Source organism: Gilliamella sp. wkB178 (genome assembly GCF_001690705.1).
Taxonomy (GTDB): domain Bacteria; phylum Pseudomonadota; class Gammaproteobacteria; order Enterobacterales; family Orbaceae; genus Gilliamella; species Gilliamella apicola_K.
This window is the reverse complement of record NZ_LZGK01000013.1, coordinates 213,848-232,130: the sequence shown is the minus strand read 5'-3', so window position 1 is coordinate 232,130 and position 18,283 is coordinate 213,848. Positions and strand designations below refer to the sequence as shown.

Sequence of the window (18,283 nt, the reverse complement as noted above, 5' to 3'; positions counted from 1 at the left end):
ACTTAACAATTACATTAGCCAATTATAACTGTTTGCGTTGATTAGACGGTGGTATGGCTAATGCTTCCCGATATTTAGCAACGGTTCGACGGGCAATTATAATGCCTTGATCTTCAAGCATCGATACAAGTTTACTATCGCTTAATGGTTTTTTGCTATCTTCGGCTGCAATGTATTTTTTAATTAAAGCCCGAATAGCAGTAGATGAGGCTTCGCCACCAGAATCAGTATTAACATGGCTAGAAAAGAAGAATTTTAGTTCAAATATGCCACTAGGGCATTGTAAATATTTTTGCGTAGTTACTCTGGAAATGGTTGATTCATGCATTTCAATTGCACTAGCCACATCAGACAGGATCATGGGTTTCATCTGTTCAGTGCCATATTCAAAAAAGTCTTGCTGATGTTCAACAATAAATTGGCTCACCTTAAGTAAGGTTTCATTGCGATTTTCAATACTCTTAATAAACCAATTCGCATCCTGTAAATGTGAACGAATATATTGACCATCACTTTCATTGGCTAACTTTTCCATAGCAGCATATTGCTGATTAATACGTAAATTGGGCACGGTATCACTATTTAATTCAACCACCCATTTACCCTCTTTCTTTTTCACTAATACATCGGGAATAACATAATCAGGAGGCGTGGTATTGACTGAATCACCCGGATAAGGTTGCAAATTTTGGATAAAATCAATCGATTCCTTAAGCTGTTCGTCATTGGTATTTAATAATTTTTTTAATGTTCTGTAATCACGATTAGCTAATAAATCTAAGTAGTTATCAATAATTTGTTTAACTAATGCGGGGGGATTTAAATGCTGAATCTGAATAGATAAACACTCTTGTAAGGTTCTGGCACCAACACCAATTGGATCAAAATGCCAAATCCGTTTTAAAACGGTTTCAACTTCCTCTAATTCAATTTCGTCATTACCCTGTTCTTCAAGTATTTCTTCAGTAGAAACCGTTAAATAACCCCGCTCATCAATTGCTTGGATAATCGAAATTGCAATAGCTCTATCCGTATCACTAAATGGCGTTAAATCAAGTTGCCATTTTAAATAATCAAATAAAGTTTCATGAGTTTCGCCTTGATAAATAGGTAATTCATCATTGCGATAATCCGAATTAGTTCCGGATGGTGTGCCGGCGGTATAAATATCATCTAAAGAGGCATCTAATGGGATATCATCCGGGATTTCTTGACTATCTAAGGCTTCACGCGTATCCACAGTTTCATTAACTTCATTTTGCTCAACATTAATTTCATCATATTGTTCAGCAACTTCAAGTAATGGGTTATCTTCGAGCGCAGTTTGAATTTCTTGTTGCAATTCCATCGTTGACAACTGTAACAATCGAATCGCCTGCTGTAATTGTGGCGTCATCGATAGTTGTTGAGAAACATTCAGTTGTAAACTTGGTTTTATCATAGTCTGAATTCATTTCCTAGGTATACGCGTTTTACATACTCGTTACTTAAGATACTATTTGGTGTGCCTTCTGCAATCAAGTGACCTTTATTAACAATATAAGCTCGTTCACAAACATCTAATGTTTCCCGCACATTATGGTCAGTAATTAATACACCTAATCCACGATCTCGCAGATGTTTAATAATATTTTTAATATCAATAACTGAAATCGGGTCAACACCTGCAAACGGTTCATCCAGTAAAATAAATTTAGGGTTAGCCGCTAATGCGCGAGCAATTTCAACTCTACGCCTTTCACCACCAGATAAAGATTGACCAATATTGTCACGGATGTGGGTAATGTGGAACTCTTCAAGTAACTCTTCAGCCCGATCGAGCTTTTCATTTTTATCAATATCATTGCGTGTTTCAAGGATGGCCATAATATTATCAATGACTGAGAGTTTCCTGAAAATAGAGGCTTCTTGGGGTAAATACCCAATACCTTTTTTAGCCCGCTCATGTAATGGTAAAATACTAATATCATGATCATCCAGATATATTTTCCCGGCATTTAGGGTAACAATACCCACCACCATATAAAAAGTTGTAGTTTTACCGGCACCATTAGGACCTAATAAACCAACAATTTCACCGGAATTGACAGTCAAACTAACATCTTCAACCACTCGGCGTTTTTTATATACTTTGGCTAAATTTTCCGCTTTTAATATTGACATATTATTTGTTCATCTCTTTAACTTGACTTGGGATGATAGTACTTTTTACACGTCCATTTTTGCCTGGTTGTGCCACAATTTGTTGTTTATTTACATCATAGGTTATTTGTTCACTACTAATGTGGTTATCTTGCTGAAATAACTCTGCTTTCCCAAGTAAAATAACATTATTTTGTTTCACATTATAAATAACTTGTAATGAATGACCGGTAACCACTTTGTTTTTTTCTGGTAATATTTGCTTAAAATTAACTGGTTGCCCATAGGCGGTGATTTTTTGCTTAGCCGAATCTTGAATTTCGGTAATCACTACTTTATCCGCATTAATGGTTAAGCCTTCTTGTACAATATGCACATTGCCAGTAAAAGTAATAATATTTTTATCAATATCAATTTGTTGATTATCTGCATCGACTGTAATAGGTTTATCATTAACTAATGTATTTGACGATTTTATTTGTTGGGTTACTGGTTCAGCGATGGTTTCATCTGCAGCACAAGCAAACGATATAGATAATAATAAAATTAATGGGGGAAAAACCTGCTTTAGTAAATTCATGTTTTATTTAGCCTCTGTATTATAATATGTTTTGATATTTTCAAGTATATTCGCAGTTTTTGCCCGCATATCACTCGCTAAACCCACTCCGGTTGAATAAAATCCGGTACCTTTAATTATAACTGGATCTTTCGATGTGACATATTGGGTAGTTAAGTCAACCACCGCATTATCTGTTTTAACTTGTTGTAATTGGGCATTAGGTGTCAAATTATCTAATTGCACATCTTGGTAAAGGTAGATAATTTTATTATCAGTTAATGTTGCTCTTTTTGCTTGAATATGCCATGTTGCTGAATTTTCTTTATCATAAAAGGTAAAGTTAGGTAAATCAAACTCTGTATTATTAGAGTCATCAAAATGTCTAACATTATTGGATTCAATCTTGTATAAAATTTCACCTGACAAATCATAGACATTAGTTATCATATCATCGCTTTGATAAACTGGACTATCAGATAAATTTGCAGTGGGTTGCATTGTAAGATCATTATCAGCTTGTCGATAGCTATAATAAACTCCAATAGCAACAACAAGCAGCAAGATACAGATTAAATTTTTTTTATTCATAGCATAAGTTAATCACACCAGTATGGTAAAACCTTAATATAGACAGACCAGTAGCACATAATATTTTACTGTATTTTTTATAAAATTAATATCTGACATTGAAAGAAGTTAAATCCATTTGTACAGATGACTGATCAATATTGATATTGCTTATACGTGCCGAAACAGGTCCTCCTTGCTCAAGCCATTGGATCAACTTGGATATTTGTACACTATCACCTTGAGCAACAATTTCGACATCACCATTATCTAAATTCTTAACATAGCCTACTAAATTCAATTTTTGGGCTTGTTGATGAGTAAAAAAACGAAATCCTACACCTTGAACTCGTCCACTAACACGAATTTTAATTTGTTTTATCATATTATACCAACCTAACATTTATACATTTTTAATTAGCTTTTATAACGTTATATTGCTATTTACTTTTAAACTATTAATAATACTATTTAATCTATGTTAGCTTAATTTATTTAAATGAGTACATTTAAATCATGGGGAAAAAATGTTATTTAAATATAAAAAGAGTTTATTATTATTTTTAGTGCTGTCTCTTTGTGGTTGTTATGCCTTTTATCAATATATCTACCCTGATTGGCTAGTTGATAAAGATAAAATTGGTAAAGTTATTGATCAATTCAATGGCGTTAATGTGTACTATAATGGCAGTACGGGTAATGTCAGTGGTCGCAATGTCACCCCAGAAGGCTATAATTTAGGTCAAAAATATCAATGTGTTGAATTTATTAAACGTTATTATTATGAGCGTTTTAATCATAAAATGCCTGATAGTTACGGTCATGCCAAAGATTATTTTGATTCATCAATTGCCGATGGGCAAATCAATCCTAAACGAAATTTGCTGCAATTTACCAATGGTTCGCCAACTAAACCTCAAGTAGAAGATATTATTGTGCTTGGTTGGTCTAGATATGGTCATGTAGCCATTATCAGCAAGGTGAGTGACAACGAAATTGAAATTGTGCAACAAAATCCTGGTCCTAATGTAAGTAGTCGTGCCACCTACACGCTGAGTTTCAACAACGGCTTATGGAAGATTGACAGTTTTCGTATTTTAGGTTACTTACGCAAAAGTTGATTCTATAGAATCTTACGTAAGATATAAACCATCTAATCAACAAACCATTCGGTTTTTTGTTGTGCAACAATCTTTATCGTGTCCAATATCGTCGATAAATGTTCATGTTGTGCTTGTACTGCTTGTTCCGGATCATGATTTTGAAGTGCTATAAAAATATTTTCATGTTGTTTTACCAGATCTTCTGGCGGGGAAATTTCTTCTAGAGAAAGAAATCTTACCCTATCCATCATCGCTTTAATATTTTCAACTGTTTCCCATGCCATTTGACAATCTATCACATTCATTAAAATTTGGTGGAATTCGTCATCTTTTTCAAGAAAATAACGAATATCTTTTCTTTCATTTGCTTCTTTCTGTTCGGCAAGGTTTTTCTGTAATAAAAGAATATCTGAATCATTGATTTCAACCGCAACACGTTTAATAATCGCACATTCTACAGCTTCACGAATAAATTGCCCATCTATAACTTTTTTTACCGAGATTTTAGTTATAAATGTACCTCGTTGCGGCAGAATTTGCACCAATCCAGCTTCTGCTAGCTTAATAAATGCCTCTCGCACTGGTTGTCTGGATACGCTAAATTGTTCTGAAATTTCTTTTTCAGACAACACTATACCAGGCAATATTTGACAAGTGATAATTGCTTTTCTTAGTGTTCGATAGATTTGTTGATTAACGGGTTCGGAAATATTTAAGTCAATAGATTTAAACATAGAACATTCTTTTGTAACAAATTAAATTTATGAGAATAGTAGGTGATTTTTAAAGATAAGAAAAGGTATTTTAGTAAATAATCATAAATTTAAAAATAACCTTTATACTAAATAAAATAACTTTAATAAAAGTGTAATAGCGGGTTATGCTATTACACTTTATTTTTATTAATTATGTTAGTTGTGTTAGAAATTTTTTGCTAATTGTTGCACTGTTTGTTTTGCACCTAAATCCCTCAAAGAGAGGTAGGCTTTGGTAACTTTATCAATAAAAAATTGATTCTTAGGTAAGTCTTCACCAAAAACATGCGTTAATGACAGTAAAGCTGTAACCCGATCTTCATTATCTTTACTCGTTGCAACTAATTGTTTTATCTTATCAGCTGATGGATCACTTACCTCAATGGCTTTGCATGCATCATCAGTTCCACTGACATATCGCATCCAACCGGCCACACCTAATGCTAAACAATCAAATGGAGTGTTATTAGCTAGATGAAAACGAATAGAATCTAACATCCGTTGCGGTAATTTTAAGGTACCATCCATAGCAATTTGCCAAGTTCGGTGTTTTAAACCAGTATTACGATAGCGCTCTATTAATGAATCTGCATATGCTTGTAAGTCAACACCTTGTACTCGTAAAGTTGTTGCTTGTTCTTGTAGCATTAAATGTCTTGCAGCTTTAACATAATTAGGATCTTGCATACATTCATCAATATGCAAATAACCAGCCAAATAGCCTAGATAAGCCAAAAATGAATGACTACCATTAAGCATGCGTAGTTTCATTTCTTCATAAGGTAATACATCGTCAACCAGTTCAGCTCCAGCTTTTTGCCATTCTGGGCGACCATTAACAAATTTATCTTCTATTACCCATTGTTTAAATGGTTCTCCAGCCACACCTGCTGGGTCTTCTATTCCACCCAACTGTTTTTGAATCTTGTCCATGGTTTCTGGGGTTACCGCTGGTACAATTCTATCTACCATGGTTGATGGGAAAGTTACATTTTGATCTATCCAATTTGCTAAATTAGCATCACGCAGTTTAGCTAATGCTAACACAACGTTGCGAGTAACATGACCATTTTCTGGCATATTATCACATGACATAACAGTAAATGGTTTTAAACCTTTTTCCTTTCGTAGTCGCAATGCTTCAACAATCACGCCTGGTAATGTTTTTGGTTTTGTGGGGTTTTCAATATCATGTTTGATTAATTTATTATCTGTGTCTATTGATGCAGTTGCAGGTAAATAACAATAGCCTTTTTCTGTTACTGTCATAGAAACAATCGCAATTTCTGGGCGAGTCATTACGGCTAATATTTTATCAATACCATCAATATCCGCATGCAAAGCTTCTTTAGCAACTCCAACAACTCGAGTACTCCAATCATCATAAGACATTTCACAAACACTAAATAAAAAATCTTGCTGTTTCAGATCCTCAATTTGCTTTTCACCACCGATTAAGTTAACCTCACAGTAGCCCCAATCACTCTTATGTTCACTAGCTAAAATATCAGCAAATACAGCTTGATGAGCCCGATGAAAAGCCCCAAAACCAAGATGGACAATTTTGATTTTAAGATGGCTTCTATCATAGGTGGGTACAACTACCCCTTTAGGTAGTTGTGATAAGGTTTTATTTGATAATTTCATTTTAAATCTCAATTTAATATACTTTAAAAGTAATAATTTACAGTATTTTTACTTACTAATCCACTGTTGATATTCTTTCTTAATTTTATTTGGTGCTGTTTCAGGTAACAATGCAATACCAATAACAGACAAAATACCTAGAACTCCAACATAAAGGGCTAAACCAGTATAGTGTCCATTATACATTTGTAATATTTTTACCGCACAGAGTCCTAAAATACCACTACCTATCAAAGACCCAACCTGCCAAATTAATGCAATACCACTACAACGAATTGCTGTTGGGAATAACTCAGGGAAAAATGAAGCTTGGGGTGCATAACACATTGCATGTCCAAAAGGCAACACCACAATCATGGCAATTTGAATTAATAGATAATTTTGGGTATTTATCATAAGGAAGAACGGAACAATAAAAATCACTTGAATAAGCGCTCCGATAATATAAACCTTTTTTCTTCCCCATTTATCTGATAATGCCCCCATAAGAGGAATTGCAAAAATCTCAAGGACTACTGCAACGATTATTGCATCGAGAACATAGTTTTTATTTAAATTATTAACATTGACATAAGCTAGCACTATAACGGTGAACATTGCAAATGAGCAAGCTTCAATAAGTTTTGCCCCAACGCCTTTGAGCACAATACCTGGATAATTTTTCATGACATCTTTCAAAGGCATTGAAGATTCAACCGCTTTGGTCTGTCTAATTTCTTCAAATACTGGTGATTCATCAATGCGCAAACGAATAAAAAGACCTATTATGACTAAAAGCAAACTTAATAAAAATGGTATTCTCCAACCAAAACTCAGCATTTGTTCGCTAGAAAGTATTGAAGATAATAAAGCAAATAGAGCCGAAGGTAACAAGAAGCCTAATGGTGCGCCAATTTGAACCCAACTTGAAAAAAATCCACGTTTTTTAGGTGGTGAATATTCGGCTGTCATAAGTACAGCTCCAGCTTGCTCTCCACCGACACCAAAACCTTGTAATACACGAATTAAAATAAGAATAAATGGTGCCCACCATCCAATAGAATCATACGTCGGTAATAAACCTATTGCGAATGTGCCTAATCCAACAATTAAAATTGTAATGACCAGTGCTTTTTTACGTCCTACTTTATCCCCCATATGACCAAAGACAATACCACCAATTGGTCTTGCAAAAAATCCAACTGCGTAAGTGGCAAAAGCGGCAAGGGTACTAATAAATGGATCATCACTAGGAAAGAACAATTGACCAAAAAATAATACTGCTGCAGTACCATACGCAAAAAAATCATAATATTCTGCGGCAGTACCAATTGATGAAGCAACAGCTACGCGTTTTATTACCTGACGCTTTTCTTTTTCTTGAATAACTTCTGACGTTAACATATACATTCCTTTAATTAATCTAATTTATACAAAAAGTTACCAATTCCATAAAGTACCATCTTCTAAACGGGCTATAGGTAAGTAAGCTGGATTGTATGGATATTTTTCGGCTAGTTTTTCGTCGAAATCAATGCCTAATCCTGGTTTATCACTTGGATGCATATAACCATCTTCAAATGTCCAATTTGGCGAAAAGACCTCAAGCATTTGCTCTGAATAACCCATAAATTCCTGAACACCAAAGTTTGGTACCCACATGTCAAAATGTAGAGCTGCCGCATGACATATTGGCGATAAATCGGACGGTCCATGTGAACCTGTTCTTACTTGATAAAGTGCCGCAAAATCGGCAATACGGCGCATATGTGTAATACCACCCGCATGTGTAATAGTAGTTCTGATGTAGTCAATAAGTTGTTCTTCGATGAGTTGTTTACAGTCCCAAATGCTATTGAACACTTCACCAACAGCTATTGGAGTAACCGTATGTTGACGAATCAAGCGAAAACACTCTTGATTTTCAGCTGGAGTTGGATCTTCCATCCAGAATAGTCGATAATCTTCAATACTTTTTCCAAACCGAGCTGCTTCTATTGGGGTTAAACGGTGATGCATGTCATGGAGTAGATGTTCATTAAAACCAAATTTATTCCGTACTGCTTCAAACAATTTCGGTGTGAAATCGAGATATTTATCCGTAGCCCAAAATTGTTCTTCAGGATAATTACCTCGCGTTGCTGGTTCATAAGCCAAATTTTTCCCTTTACTTTGACCATAAGTTGTCTTCATTCCCGGGACACCACATTGCACGCGAATAGCTTTAAACCCCATTTCCTTATGTTTGGCGTAATCGTCTAAAGCTTCATCAATGCTTGCACCTGTGGTATGACAATACACCATAACACCAGTTCGTGATGCACCACCTAGTAATTGATATAGTGGCATATTGGCAAGTTTGCCTTTAATATCCCAAAGAGCCATATCAATTGCTGAAATTGCCGACATGGTAACCGGACCTCGACGCCAATAAGCACCTTTATAAAAATATTGAAAAATATCTTCGATTTGATGAGGATCGCGCCCAACGAGTTGTGGACACAGATGATCTTTAAGATAAGATGCCACGGATAATTCGCGACCATTAAGAGTAGCATCCCCCACTCCATAAACACCTTCATCAGTGGTAATTTTTAATGTAACAAAGTTCCTCCCCGGACTACATACAAAAACTTCTGCTTTTACAATTTTCATTTAATACCTCTTGTCAATATTGCATTGTATACTAAACATAAGATATAAAATACTACCATACAAGTAGAGCTGTATGTTTTTGTGACAATTATCACAAAACTATTTTGTGATAATGTTTCAGTTGTACATTGCTTTTAGGTAGAAGATAGTCTAGGCATCACATTGATTGAATCAAATTTCTTTTTTTAACCAACTAATTCGTATAATTAAGAATAAGGCTCTTTTTGTGATTGAAATTGAAGTTGCGGTTAATTACTTACCAAAAAACAAGTGAGGATAATGGGTTAATATTAGCAACTAAATAATAAAATAATTTTACTTTTAAAATTGACTACTATTTATAGTGAAGAGGAAAAGCAAAACGATTATCTTTGTAAAAAATAACAGTTAACAAAGTAAAAATAAATAACTCTAGTTTTTTAAAATTATTCCGCCTATAGCATTATAGACGGAATACTTATAATAATTAATATCTGATTGAATTGGCAAAATCTTGTTCTTCGTCTTGCCAACCTTTTGATAAGGCTTTAACTAATGCATCGTATCCATTATTGTTTAGTGGGACCTGCCGTGCAAAGGTTTTAGTTTTAATATTGTTTTTACTATCAGTTACTACCCAACGCCCAATTATAATAGCATCACCAGTATAACTGCCATGGAAGCCATCAATAAATAGTTTGACTGTCAAATTTGGGGTTGTAATTTGATTACTTGATACTAAATAATTAGGTAACAGTGCGGTTAAATCTTGTTCCACTCGATCCCTAAGTTGCTGAGAAAGCGATGCAACCCATAGATTATTAGTTGCCGTCGCATATTTAATATTATCAGTTTGTAAAACAATACCTGGTTTATTTAAAAAACTCGCCACATCAATCGACTCTATCCACATAAACTGATTTGTGCTTTTCATGGTTTGCAATACTTGATTCTGATTTGTTAGATTATTGGCTAACTGATAATAACTTTTATTTACTTTATTTGACGAACAACCTATTAATAAAGTAATTAATGTCATATATAACACTATTTGAAATTTTGGTATTATCTTAATCATTATTTATTTACCTTTTACTTTAGGTTCAAGATCTTTTGTTGCCGGAGCGGAGAATATCAGAGCATTACTTTTATCATTTAGAGTATTAAGTAATGGTGTCAGTTCATCCATCATTTGTTGAACTTTCTGTAAACTTTCTTTCATTTGATTATTTAATTCAGAGCCTGGTTGGAACCCCTTCATGGTTTCATTTAAAGAACGCAGTGCTTTTTGTAAATCTACTGGCAGATTCTGCATTTCTTTACTTGCCATAATTTGATTCAATGAATTCATTAATTTTTCACTCGATGCTAGCGATTTATTAAATTGCGACATAGTGTTATTTAGCGGTAAATTATTAAAATTATCAAGTAATTGAAGGATTTTAGCCTGAATTTGTGCAAATCCTGTCGATGCTGTTTCTATAGTGTTGTAACCATATTGTTTAGCGTGTGACTGATCATATTTACCTTTAAGCTCTGGATAAAAATCTAAATCAACATAAAGTGCTCCGGTAAACATATTAGAGGTTTTTAATGAAGCTCTTAAACCATTCTTTTGTTCTTGCATAATCAAAGTTGCGATATCAACTTTTTCATCAACAAGTTCAGATAACCGGTCAGGTTCAATCCTAATTAAAACTGGAACTTTTTGATTCAAAATAGAAGTTTTTTCTAACATTTCCGCAGTATAAAATGGCACTTTACTTACGGTTCCAAGCCTTATGCCATGGTATTCAACGGGAGTCCCTTCCGCCAATCCGGATATAGAATCAGATAAAAAAATCAAAAATTCTTTATAATCGGTATATTGTGAATCTTGAATAGACTTTTTATCTTCATACAGTTTATATACTGCATATTGCTCAGCTGGGGCACCTAATTTCGAGCCTTCGGGTAAATCAAAACTAATACCTCCGGATAGTAATACATCTAAAGAAGGTACATCTAGGCTCGCTCCACGTGAAGATAAAGTTAAATTAATACCGCCTTCTTTCCAAAAACGAACATTTTGAGTTACTAAAGCGTCAAATGGTTGAGTAATAAAAATTTGGTATTTCATTTTGCGTGAATCAACATCAAATTCAGATGTTTCGACATTACCTACTCGATAACCATGATACATGACGGTTGCCCCCCTTGGAACAACGCCACTTTGATCACTTTCTAAATTTAAACGGATACCTTTAATACTTGGATCAGATATGGGTGGCGTATCTGACAATATAAAGGGATTATTTTTGAAACTATGGCTATCACTTCCAGCGGCTAATTCAATGTAAACACCTGATAAAATAGTACCTAATCCAGTCACACCATCACGACCTATTTCTGGCTTTACCACCCAAAAAATTGAATCGTTACGAAGTAATGGCTCCATATCATTATAAATGCGACCCTTGATTACAACTTGTTTGTAATCACTAGATAGAGTAACTTCATCTACAATACCAACATCAACACTACGATTTTTTATTACTGTTTTACCAGCAACAATACCGTTAGCATCCTTAGCCAATAATGTAAATGGCATTCCTCTGTCAGCAAAATGTGAATAAATAATCCAAAGTCCAACTATTGCCGTTACGATTGGAATAATCCAAATTGCTGAAATAGCCCTTATTTTAATCATTTTTGCGATTTTACTTGATGTTACCATACTATCCCTATTAGCCTATTTTCTAATTCTAGGTCTATCCCAAATTAAGCGCGGATCAAATTTTTGTGATGCGATCATAGTAACAATGACAACAGTGGCGAAAAATCCTACCCCAATATCAGGGTAAACGCCCATCATTTGTTGATTTCTTACTAAAGAACAAACAACCGAAACCACAAAAATATCAATCATTGACCATTTTCCAATGAATTCAACTATAATATATAATTTTTTCATTTTTAGACAATTATGTATATTTTTTCGTTTTACTGCTAGCGCAAAGTAACAAAGCCAACTTAAGGAAATTATTTTTAATATTGGAATAACAACACTTGCCGAAAAAATTACCAAAGCAACGGGTATATCCCCAGATTGCCACATATAAATAACACCATCCATAATTGTTGAAGTTGATGGCGAACCAAATACAACGGTTATCATTATGCCAAATACATTAGCAGGGATATAGATAATTAACGATGTTACTAGTAAAGCAATAGTCCATTGTATTTTACTTCTCCGCCTAATTTCACTTTTTTGTTTACACCTAGGACACTTTACATAATCAACTGGTAAAATTGCATGACAACATTCACATAGTTTCAAATTTTGATATATACCGGTTCTACCTGCCAGTAAGCTATTTTCAGAAAAATTATTTCTATGGATTTCATTCCAAATAGCTTCAGGCGAAAAAACAATTATGGCTTTAATATAAAAAAATACAAATAAGCAAAATGCCCAAAAGGTACTGGTAATACCAATATTGCCATAGCTCATTAATTTCACAAAACTAACCAAGATACCAGTCAAAAATATTTCTGGCATACACCAGTGTTGAAATCTTTCATAAACAATTAGCAGATCGCGTTTACGATACTTAGATAAAGATAATTTAGAACAAAGAATAACTATTATTGATAAATTAAATATTGGGAAAAGTAATACAAATAAAATAAATAAGGCAGAAATGTAACTATATTTATCGTAGAACAAAATTTCTGGAATATCTAATATACTTACTCCATTAAAATTACCGACTAACCTAATATCAATAAAAATAAATTTACAAGCTACAATAATCATTATTAGGGAACAAATTGCATAAATAACTGCTTTGGGTTTCATATTGATGTTATTTTTTGCAAGTGTGGTATTACAACGTGGACAAACAGCTTTATGCCCTAAGTCAATATTAGTTAACTCTACGACTAAATCACATTGCGGGCATAATACATAATGGGATTTATCAATACTCATTATTTTCCTTAATACAAAAACTAATTTAAATTATAAAAATATTTTTGGTTAATCTAAAGTTTCAATATACTATTTTGATTAAAATAATGCTGTTGCTCATCATAGCAAATGGTATTTTTTTAGGAAAGCATTACCTAATTATCAACATGGTATTTTATTGTTTCATAACAAAATGAAACTTTACCATCATAGCTATGCTAATATAGGTAAGCTAACCATATATACTTATAAATACAGTCGCAATTAATCAATTATTTAATATTAATTAAGACATTATAAAAATTATACTAGTTTAACCTTGAATTTTAATTTTGAATCAATATTTAACAGTTCGATGTATTATGCTAATCAATGAAATAGATGATATAAATAAAGAAAAATTGCGTATCATCTTCCATAATTCTCAGAATTATCAACCAATATAAAAAAAACTTGATACTGTATAACAATACAGTATAATGTATAGCTATTATCCTAACACATTGGAATTTTATTATATGAATGAAAACAAACAACGTGCACTTTCAGCCGCATTAAGCCAGATCGAAAAACAATTTGGTAAAGGTTCAATTATGCGATTAGGTGATACCCAAACTCTTGATGTTGATGCCGTTTCTACAGGTTCTTTGGGGTTAGATATTGCATTGGGTATCGGTGGCTTACCAATGGGTCGAATTGTTGAAATTTTCGGGCCGGAATCATCCGGTAAAACAACACTAACACTATCAGTTATTGCCCAAGCACAAAAAGAAGGGAAAACTTGTGCATTTATTGATGCTGAACATGCTTTAGATCCAATTTATGCGGCTAAGTTAGGTGTAAAAGTTGATGACTTATTGGTTTCGCAACCAGATACAGGCGAACAAGCACTTGAAATTTGTGATGCTTTAGTTCGCTCTGGGGCTGTTGATGTCATTATTGTGGACTCGGTAGCAGCATTGACACCAAAAGCTGAGATTGAAGGCGAAATGGGTGATTCTCATATGGGACTGCAAGCCCGACTAATGTCACAAGCTTTACGTAAACTTACTGCTAATATTAAAAATGCTAACTGTTTAGTTGTCTTTATCAATCAAATTCGTATGAAGATAGGGGTAATGTTTGGTAATCCGGAAACTACAACTGGTGGTAATGCTCTTAAATTCTATGCCTCAGTACGTTTAGATATTCGTCGAACCGGTGCAGTAAAAGAAGGTGAAGATGTTATTGGTAGTGATACCCGAGTTAAAGTAGTTAAAAATAAAGTTGCAGCACCATTCAGACAAGCTGAATTCCAAATTCTTTATGGTTGTGGTATTTCTAAAGAAGGTGAATTGATTGATTTAGGTGTTAAACACAAATTAGTCGATAAAGCTGGAGCTTGGTATAGCTATAATGGCGAAAAAGTTGGTCAAGGCAAAGCCAACGCGATTAAATATTTGCAAGAACACCCTGAAGTCGCTAAAGAACTTGAAACAAAATTACGTGATTTACTATTAAATAGTCCAACTGTTTTTACTGCTGATGATGAAGATACATCATCAGAATCAGATGAGAATGATAGCTTCTAAGCATGGACCAAAAACTTAACCAAGTTATTCTAAATAAAGCTGTGCAACTACTTGCACAGCGTGATCATTCATCGTACGAATTAACCCAAAAAATAACTTTATTTTTCAATAAAAAAATAAAATGTTCCGAAGATGAATATGATGATCAATTAAATCAGCTTAAACTTAAAATACATCAAGTCATTGAGTATTGTATAAGTAAAAATTGGGTAAATGATGCCGAATTTATTGAAAAATATATTATTATGCGTGCCAATAAAGGCTACGGAAAATATAAAATCTCGGCAGAATTAAGTCAGCGCGGTTTACCAACCAATTTGATTCATGAACTATTACGCGGTGCGAAAATAAATTGGTCAAATATGGCTGCTAAGCAATTAACAAAAAAATTTAAACAATTAAACCCTAAAAATAAACAACAACAGTTAAAAGGAATGCAATTTTTGATTAACAGAGGTTATACACAAGATGATATAAAAACTGTCTACGATTTATTGACTTAACTTTATATACTATATTAAAATATAAGCAATCAAAATTAAAACAATATCCTTTTACAATTAAAAACTCACTAGGTCATTTTATTTTTCCTTTTATTTACTTGTAATACTAGCTTGATTCACTGTCGTATAAGATAATATTTACTTTTCAACTTAAGTTGTAACGGGTATATTACTATGTTTAAAAATTTATCATTTTATTTGGAAGCATAAATGAAAAGCACTGCCGAAATTCGTCAAAACTTTCTTGACTTTTTCCATAGCAAAGGACACGAAATTGTAGCAAGTAGTTCCCTTGTTCCACATAATGATCCAACATTATTATTTACTAATGCGGGAATGAACCAATTTAAAGATGTATTTCTTGGTATTGATAAACGCTCATATACCAGAGCTACAACTTCGCAACGTTGTGTCCGCGCAGGCGGTAAACATAATGACCTAGATAATGTAGGCTATACAGCTCGCCATCATACTTTTTTTGAAATGCTAGGTAATTTTAGTTTTGGCGACTACTTTAAACATGACGCAATTCATTTTGCTTGGGAATTACTTACAAGTAAGCAATGGTTTAATCTCCCAAAAGAAAAACTTACTGTAACAGTATATGAATCTGATGATGAGGCATATGCCATTTGGGAAAAAGAAATTGGTATTCCTAAAGAACGTATTGTACGTATTGGCGATAATAAAGGAGCACCATACGCATCGGATAATTTCTGGCAAATGGGTGATACCGGACCGTGTGGGCCTTGTACAGAAATTTTCTATGATCATGGTGATCATATTTGGGGTGGACCTCCTGGTAGTGCTGAGGAAGATGGCGATCGCTTTATCGAAATCTGGAACATCGTTTTTATGCAATTTAATCGCCACCCTGATGGCACAATGGAACCATTACCTAAACCATCAGTTGATACTGGCATGGGATTAGAACGTATTGCAGCTGTATTACAGCATGTTAATTCTAATTATGAAATTGATCTATTCAAAAAATTAATAAAAGATGCAGCACAAATTATTAATACTAACGATTTAGAAAGTAAATCTTTGCGAGTGATTGCTGATCATATTCGTTCTTGTGCATTTTTAATTTCTGATGGTGTATTACCTTCCAATGAAGGGCGGGGTTACGTATTACGTCGTATCATCAGAAGAGCCGTACGTCACGGTCATATGCTTGGCGCTAAAGGTATCTTTTTTTACAAACTGGTTAAACCATTAATTGACGTAATGGATAGCGCAGCGATTGAATTAAATAATAATCGTAAGTTAGTTGAAGATACTCTTAAAATTGAAGAAGAACAATTTTTAAAAACGTTAGAACGTGGACTATCTTTATTAGATCAAGAACTGACTAAACTTACCGGGAGAATTTTGCCAGGTGATGTAGCATTTAAACTATATGATACTTATGGTTTTCCATTAGATTTAACTGCTGATGTATGCCGTGAAAAAAACATTATTATTGACGAGGCGGGTTTTGACAAATGTATGGAAGAGCAACGCAAACGTGCGCGTGAATCCAGCTCATTTAACGTCGATTATAGTAGTGTTATCAAATTAGATGATAAAACTGAATTCTTAGGTTATCAAACAACAGAATCATCAGGTAAGGTAATAGCAATATTCAAAAATGGTCAAAAAGTTGACACTATTCATGCCGGTGATGAAGCTATTATTATTTTAGATAAAACCCCATTTTATGGTGAATCTGGAGGACAAGTCGGAGATAAAGGTTTATTAACAACAGCGAATATCGAATTTAATGTGGTTGATAGCCAAAAATATGGTAAAAGCATTGGCCATTTAGGTCAAATAATTAAAGGGTCTTTAAAAGTTGGTGATAATGTAACCGCTGCAATTAATGTAGAGTTACGCGAACGCATTCGCCGTAATCATTCGGCAACGCACTTATTACAAGCTGCTTTACAGCAAATTTTGGGTAATCATGTTCATCAAAAGGGGTCATTGGTAAATGAAAGTTATCTTCGTTTTGACTTTTCACATACTCAAGCCATTACACCAGAGCAGATTGTAGAAATTGAAGATCTTGTTAATCAACAAATACGTCGTAATTTACCTGTTCACATTGAGCTTATGCCAATTGAACAAGCCAAAAATAAAGGTGCCATGGCACTATTTGGCGAAAAATATGAAGATATTGTACGTGTACTAACCATGGGAGATTTTTCAATTGAACTTTGTGGTGGTACTCATGTAGATAGAACCGGTGATATCGGTTTATTTAAAATCACTTCCGAATCAAGTATTGCTTCAGGAATACGTCGTATTGAGGCTACATCCGGGCAAAATGCCATGGAATATATACATAATGAGTCCAGTTTATTAAATCAGGTTGAATTATTAGTTAAAAGTGATAAAACAACTCTATTAGCTCGTATTGAGCAACTACTTGAACAAACTAAATTGTTAGAAAAAACAATCGAGCAATTAAAGGCACAAAAAGCTAGCCAACAAAGTGCACAATTGCTTAACCAATGCGAAAAAATTAATAATAATAATATCCTAATTGCTAAACTTGATAATGTCGAGGCTAAACTATTACGAACCATGATCGATGACCTTAAAAATCAATTAAAATCAGGAGTAATAATTTTAGCTGCCGTCAACGATAATAAAATCAATTTAGCAGCTGGCGTAACCAATGATTTAATTCATCTTGTTAAAGCTGGCGAATTAGTTTCTCAATTAGCATTAAAAATAGGTGGTAAAGGCGGTGGGCGGCCTGACTTTGCTCAAGCAGGTGGAATGGATCTTTCGGCGTTACCAGAAGCGTTATCTTCTGTGAAAAAGGAAATCAGTAATAAATTACAAGCAAGTTAGCCAGATATGCTTATTTATCTT

The 18,283-nt window shown here is 33.8% G+C and carries 16 protein-coding genes; 4 read left to right on the top strand and 12 right to left on the bottom strand.

All coding sequences use genetic code 11. From position 1 onward, the window contains the following. Positions 1-22: 22 nt before the first annotated feature. From A9G13_RS05305 to yccX, 5 genes are all read right to left on the bottom strand, one after another. The gene (locus tag A9G13_RS05305) at positions 23-1,438 is read right to left on the bottom strand and encodes an RNA polymerase factor sigma-54 (protein ID WP_065557090.1); all 1,416 of its coding nucleotides are present in this window, start codon (positions 1,436-1,438) and stop codon (positions 23-25) included. Further along, positions 1,438-2,163 (bottom strand): LPS export ABC transporter ATP-binding protein, encoded by a 726-nt coding sequence (lptB, locus tag A9G13_RS05300; protein WP_065556567.1) that lies wholly within the window; start codon positions 2,161-2,163, stop codon positions 1,438-1,440. The genes A9G13_RS05305 and lptB overlap by 1 nt, the downstream gene beginning before the upstream one ends. A gap of 1 nt (position 2,164) precedes the next feature. Further along, positions 2,165-2,722, bottom strand: coding sequence for a lipopolysaccharide transport periplasmic protein LptA (lptA, locus tag A9G13_RS05295; protein WP_065556566.1), 558 nt, complete (start codon positions 2,720-2,722; stop codon positions 2,165-2,167). Between the two features lie 3 nt (positions 2,723-2,725). Then, the gene (gene lptC / locus A9G13_RS05290; protein ID WP_065556565.1) at positions 2,726-3,292 is read right to left on the bottom strand and encodes an LPS export ABC transporter periplasmic protein LptC; all 567 of its coding nucleotides are present in this window, start codon (positions 3,290-3,292) and stop codon (positions 2,726-2,728) included. 85 nt (positions 3,293-3,377) lie between these two features. Continuing rightward, entirely contained in the window at positions 3,378-3,656 is a 279-nt protein-coding gene (gene yccX, locus A9G13_RS05285) for an acylphosphatase (protein WP_065556564.1), read from the bottom strand. A 142-nt stretch (positions 3,657-3,798) separates the two neighbouring features. Here yccX and A9G13_RS05280 point away from each other — a divergent pair, with 142 nt between their 5' ends. Then, positions 3,799-4,392: a CHAP domain-containing protein gene (locus A9G13_RS05280; protein ID WP_065556563.1), complete on the top strand. Its 594-nt coding sequence runs from the start codon at positions 3,799-3,801 to the stop codon at positions 4,390-4,392. A gap of 32 nt (positions 4,393-4,424) precedes the next feature. On the opposite strand, the gene A9G13_RS05275 is transcribed toward A9G13_RS05280, so the two are convergent. From A9G13_RS05275 to A9G13_RS05245, 7 genes are all read right to left on the bottom strand, one after another. Further along, positions 4,425-5,108, bottom strand: coding sequence for a GntR family transcriptional regulator (locus A9G13_RS05275; RefSeq protein ID WP_065556562.1), 684 nt, complete (start codon positions 5,106-5,108; stop codon positions 4,425-4,427). A 186-nt stretch (positions 5,109-5,294) separates the two neighbouring features. Continuing rightward, positions 5,295-6,776, bottom strand: a complete 1,482-nt coding sequence (locus A9G13_RS05270; protein WP_065556561.1) for a mannitol dehydrogenase family protein — start codon at positions 6,774-6,776, stop codon at positions 5,295-5,297. A gap of 48 nt (positions 6,777-6,824) precedes the next feature. After that, positions 6,825-8,159, bottom strand: a complete 1,335-nt coding sequence (locus A9G13_RS05265; protein ID WP_065556560.1) for an MFS transporter — start codon at positions 8,157-8,159, stop codon at positions 6,825-6,827. A gap of 36 nt (positions 8,160-8,195) precedes the next feature. Continuing rightward, positions 8,196-9,410, bottom strand: coding sequence for a D-mannonate dehydratase ManD (manD, locus tag A9G13_RS05260; RefSeq protein ID WP_065556559.1), 1,215 nt, complete (start codon positions 9,408-9,410; stop codon positions 8,196-8,198). A gap of 466 nt (positions 9,411-9,876) precedes the next feature. Further along, complete coding sequence (locus tag A9G13_RS05255; protein ID WP_176701950.1) at positions 9,877-10,428, bottom strand: PqiC family protein; 552 nt, start codon at positions 10,426-10,428, stop codon at positions 9,877-9,879. Positions 10,429-10,470: 42 nt separating this feature from the next. Next, positions 10,471-12,105, bottom strand: a complete 1,635-nt coding sequence (pqiB, locus tag A9G13_RS05250; protein ID WP_065556557.1) for an intermembrane transport protein PqiB — start codon at positions 12,103-12,105, stop codon at positions 10,471-10,473. A 15-nt stretch (positions 12,106-12,120) separates the two neighbouring features. Then, positions 12,121-13,365, bottom strand: a complete 1,245-nt coding sequence (locus A9G13_RS05245; protein WP_065556556.1) for a PqiA/YebS family transporter subunit — start codon at positions 13,363-13,365, stop codon at positions 12,121-12,123. Between the two features lie 497 nt (positions 13,366-13,862). On the opposite strand from A9G13_RS05245, the gene recA reads away from it, so the two are divergent. The 3 genes from recA to alaS all read left to right on the top strand — a co-directional run bounded on the left by recA (position 13,863) and on the right by alaS (position 18,262). Next, positions 13,863-14,915 carry a recombinase RecA gene (gene recA, locus A9G13_RS05240; RefSeq protein WP_065556555.1) on the top strand — a complete coding sequence of 351 codons (1,053 nt, stop codon included), beginning with the start codon at positions 13,863-13,865 and terminating at the stop codon, positions 14,913-14,915. Positions 14,916-14,917: 2 nt separating this feature from the next. Next, positions 14,918-15,418: a regulatory protein RecX gene (locus A9G13_RS05235; protein ID WP_065556554.1), complete on the top strand. Its 501-nt coding sequence runs from the start codon at positions 14,918-14,920 to the stop codon at positions 15,416-15,418. 210 nt (positions 15,419-15,628) lie between these two features. After that, on the top strand, positions 15,629-18,262 hold the full coding sequence (gene alaS / locus A9G13_RS05230; protein ID WP_065556553.1) for an alanine--tRNA ligase: 2,634 nt from the start codon (positions 15,629-15,631) through the stop codon (positions 18,260-18,262). Positions 18,263-18,283 lie beyond the last annotated feature (21 nt).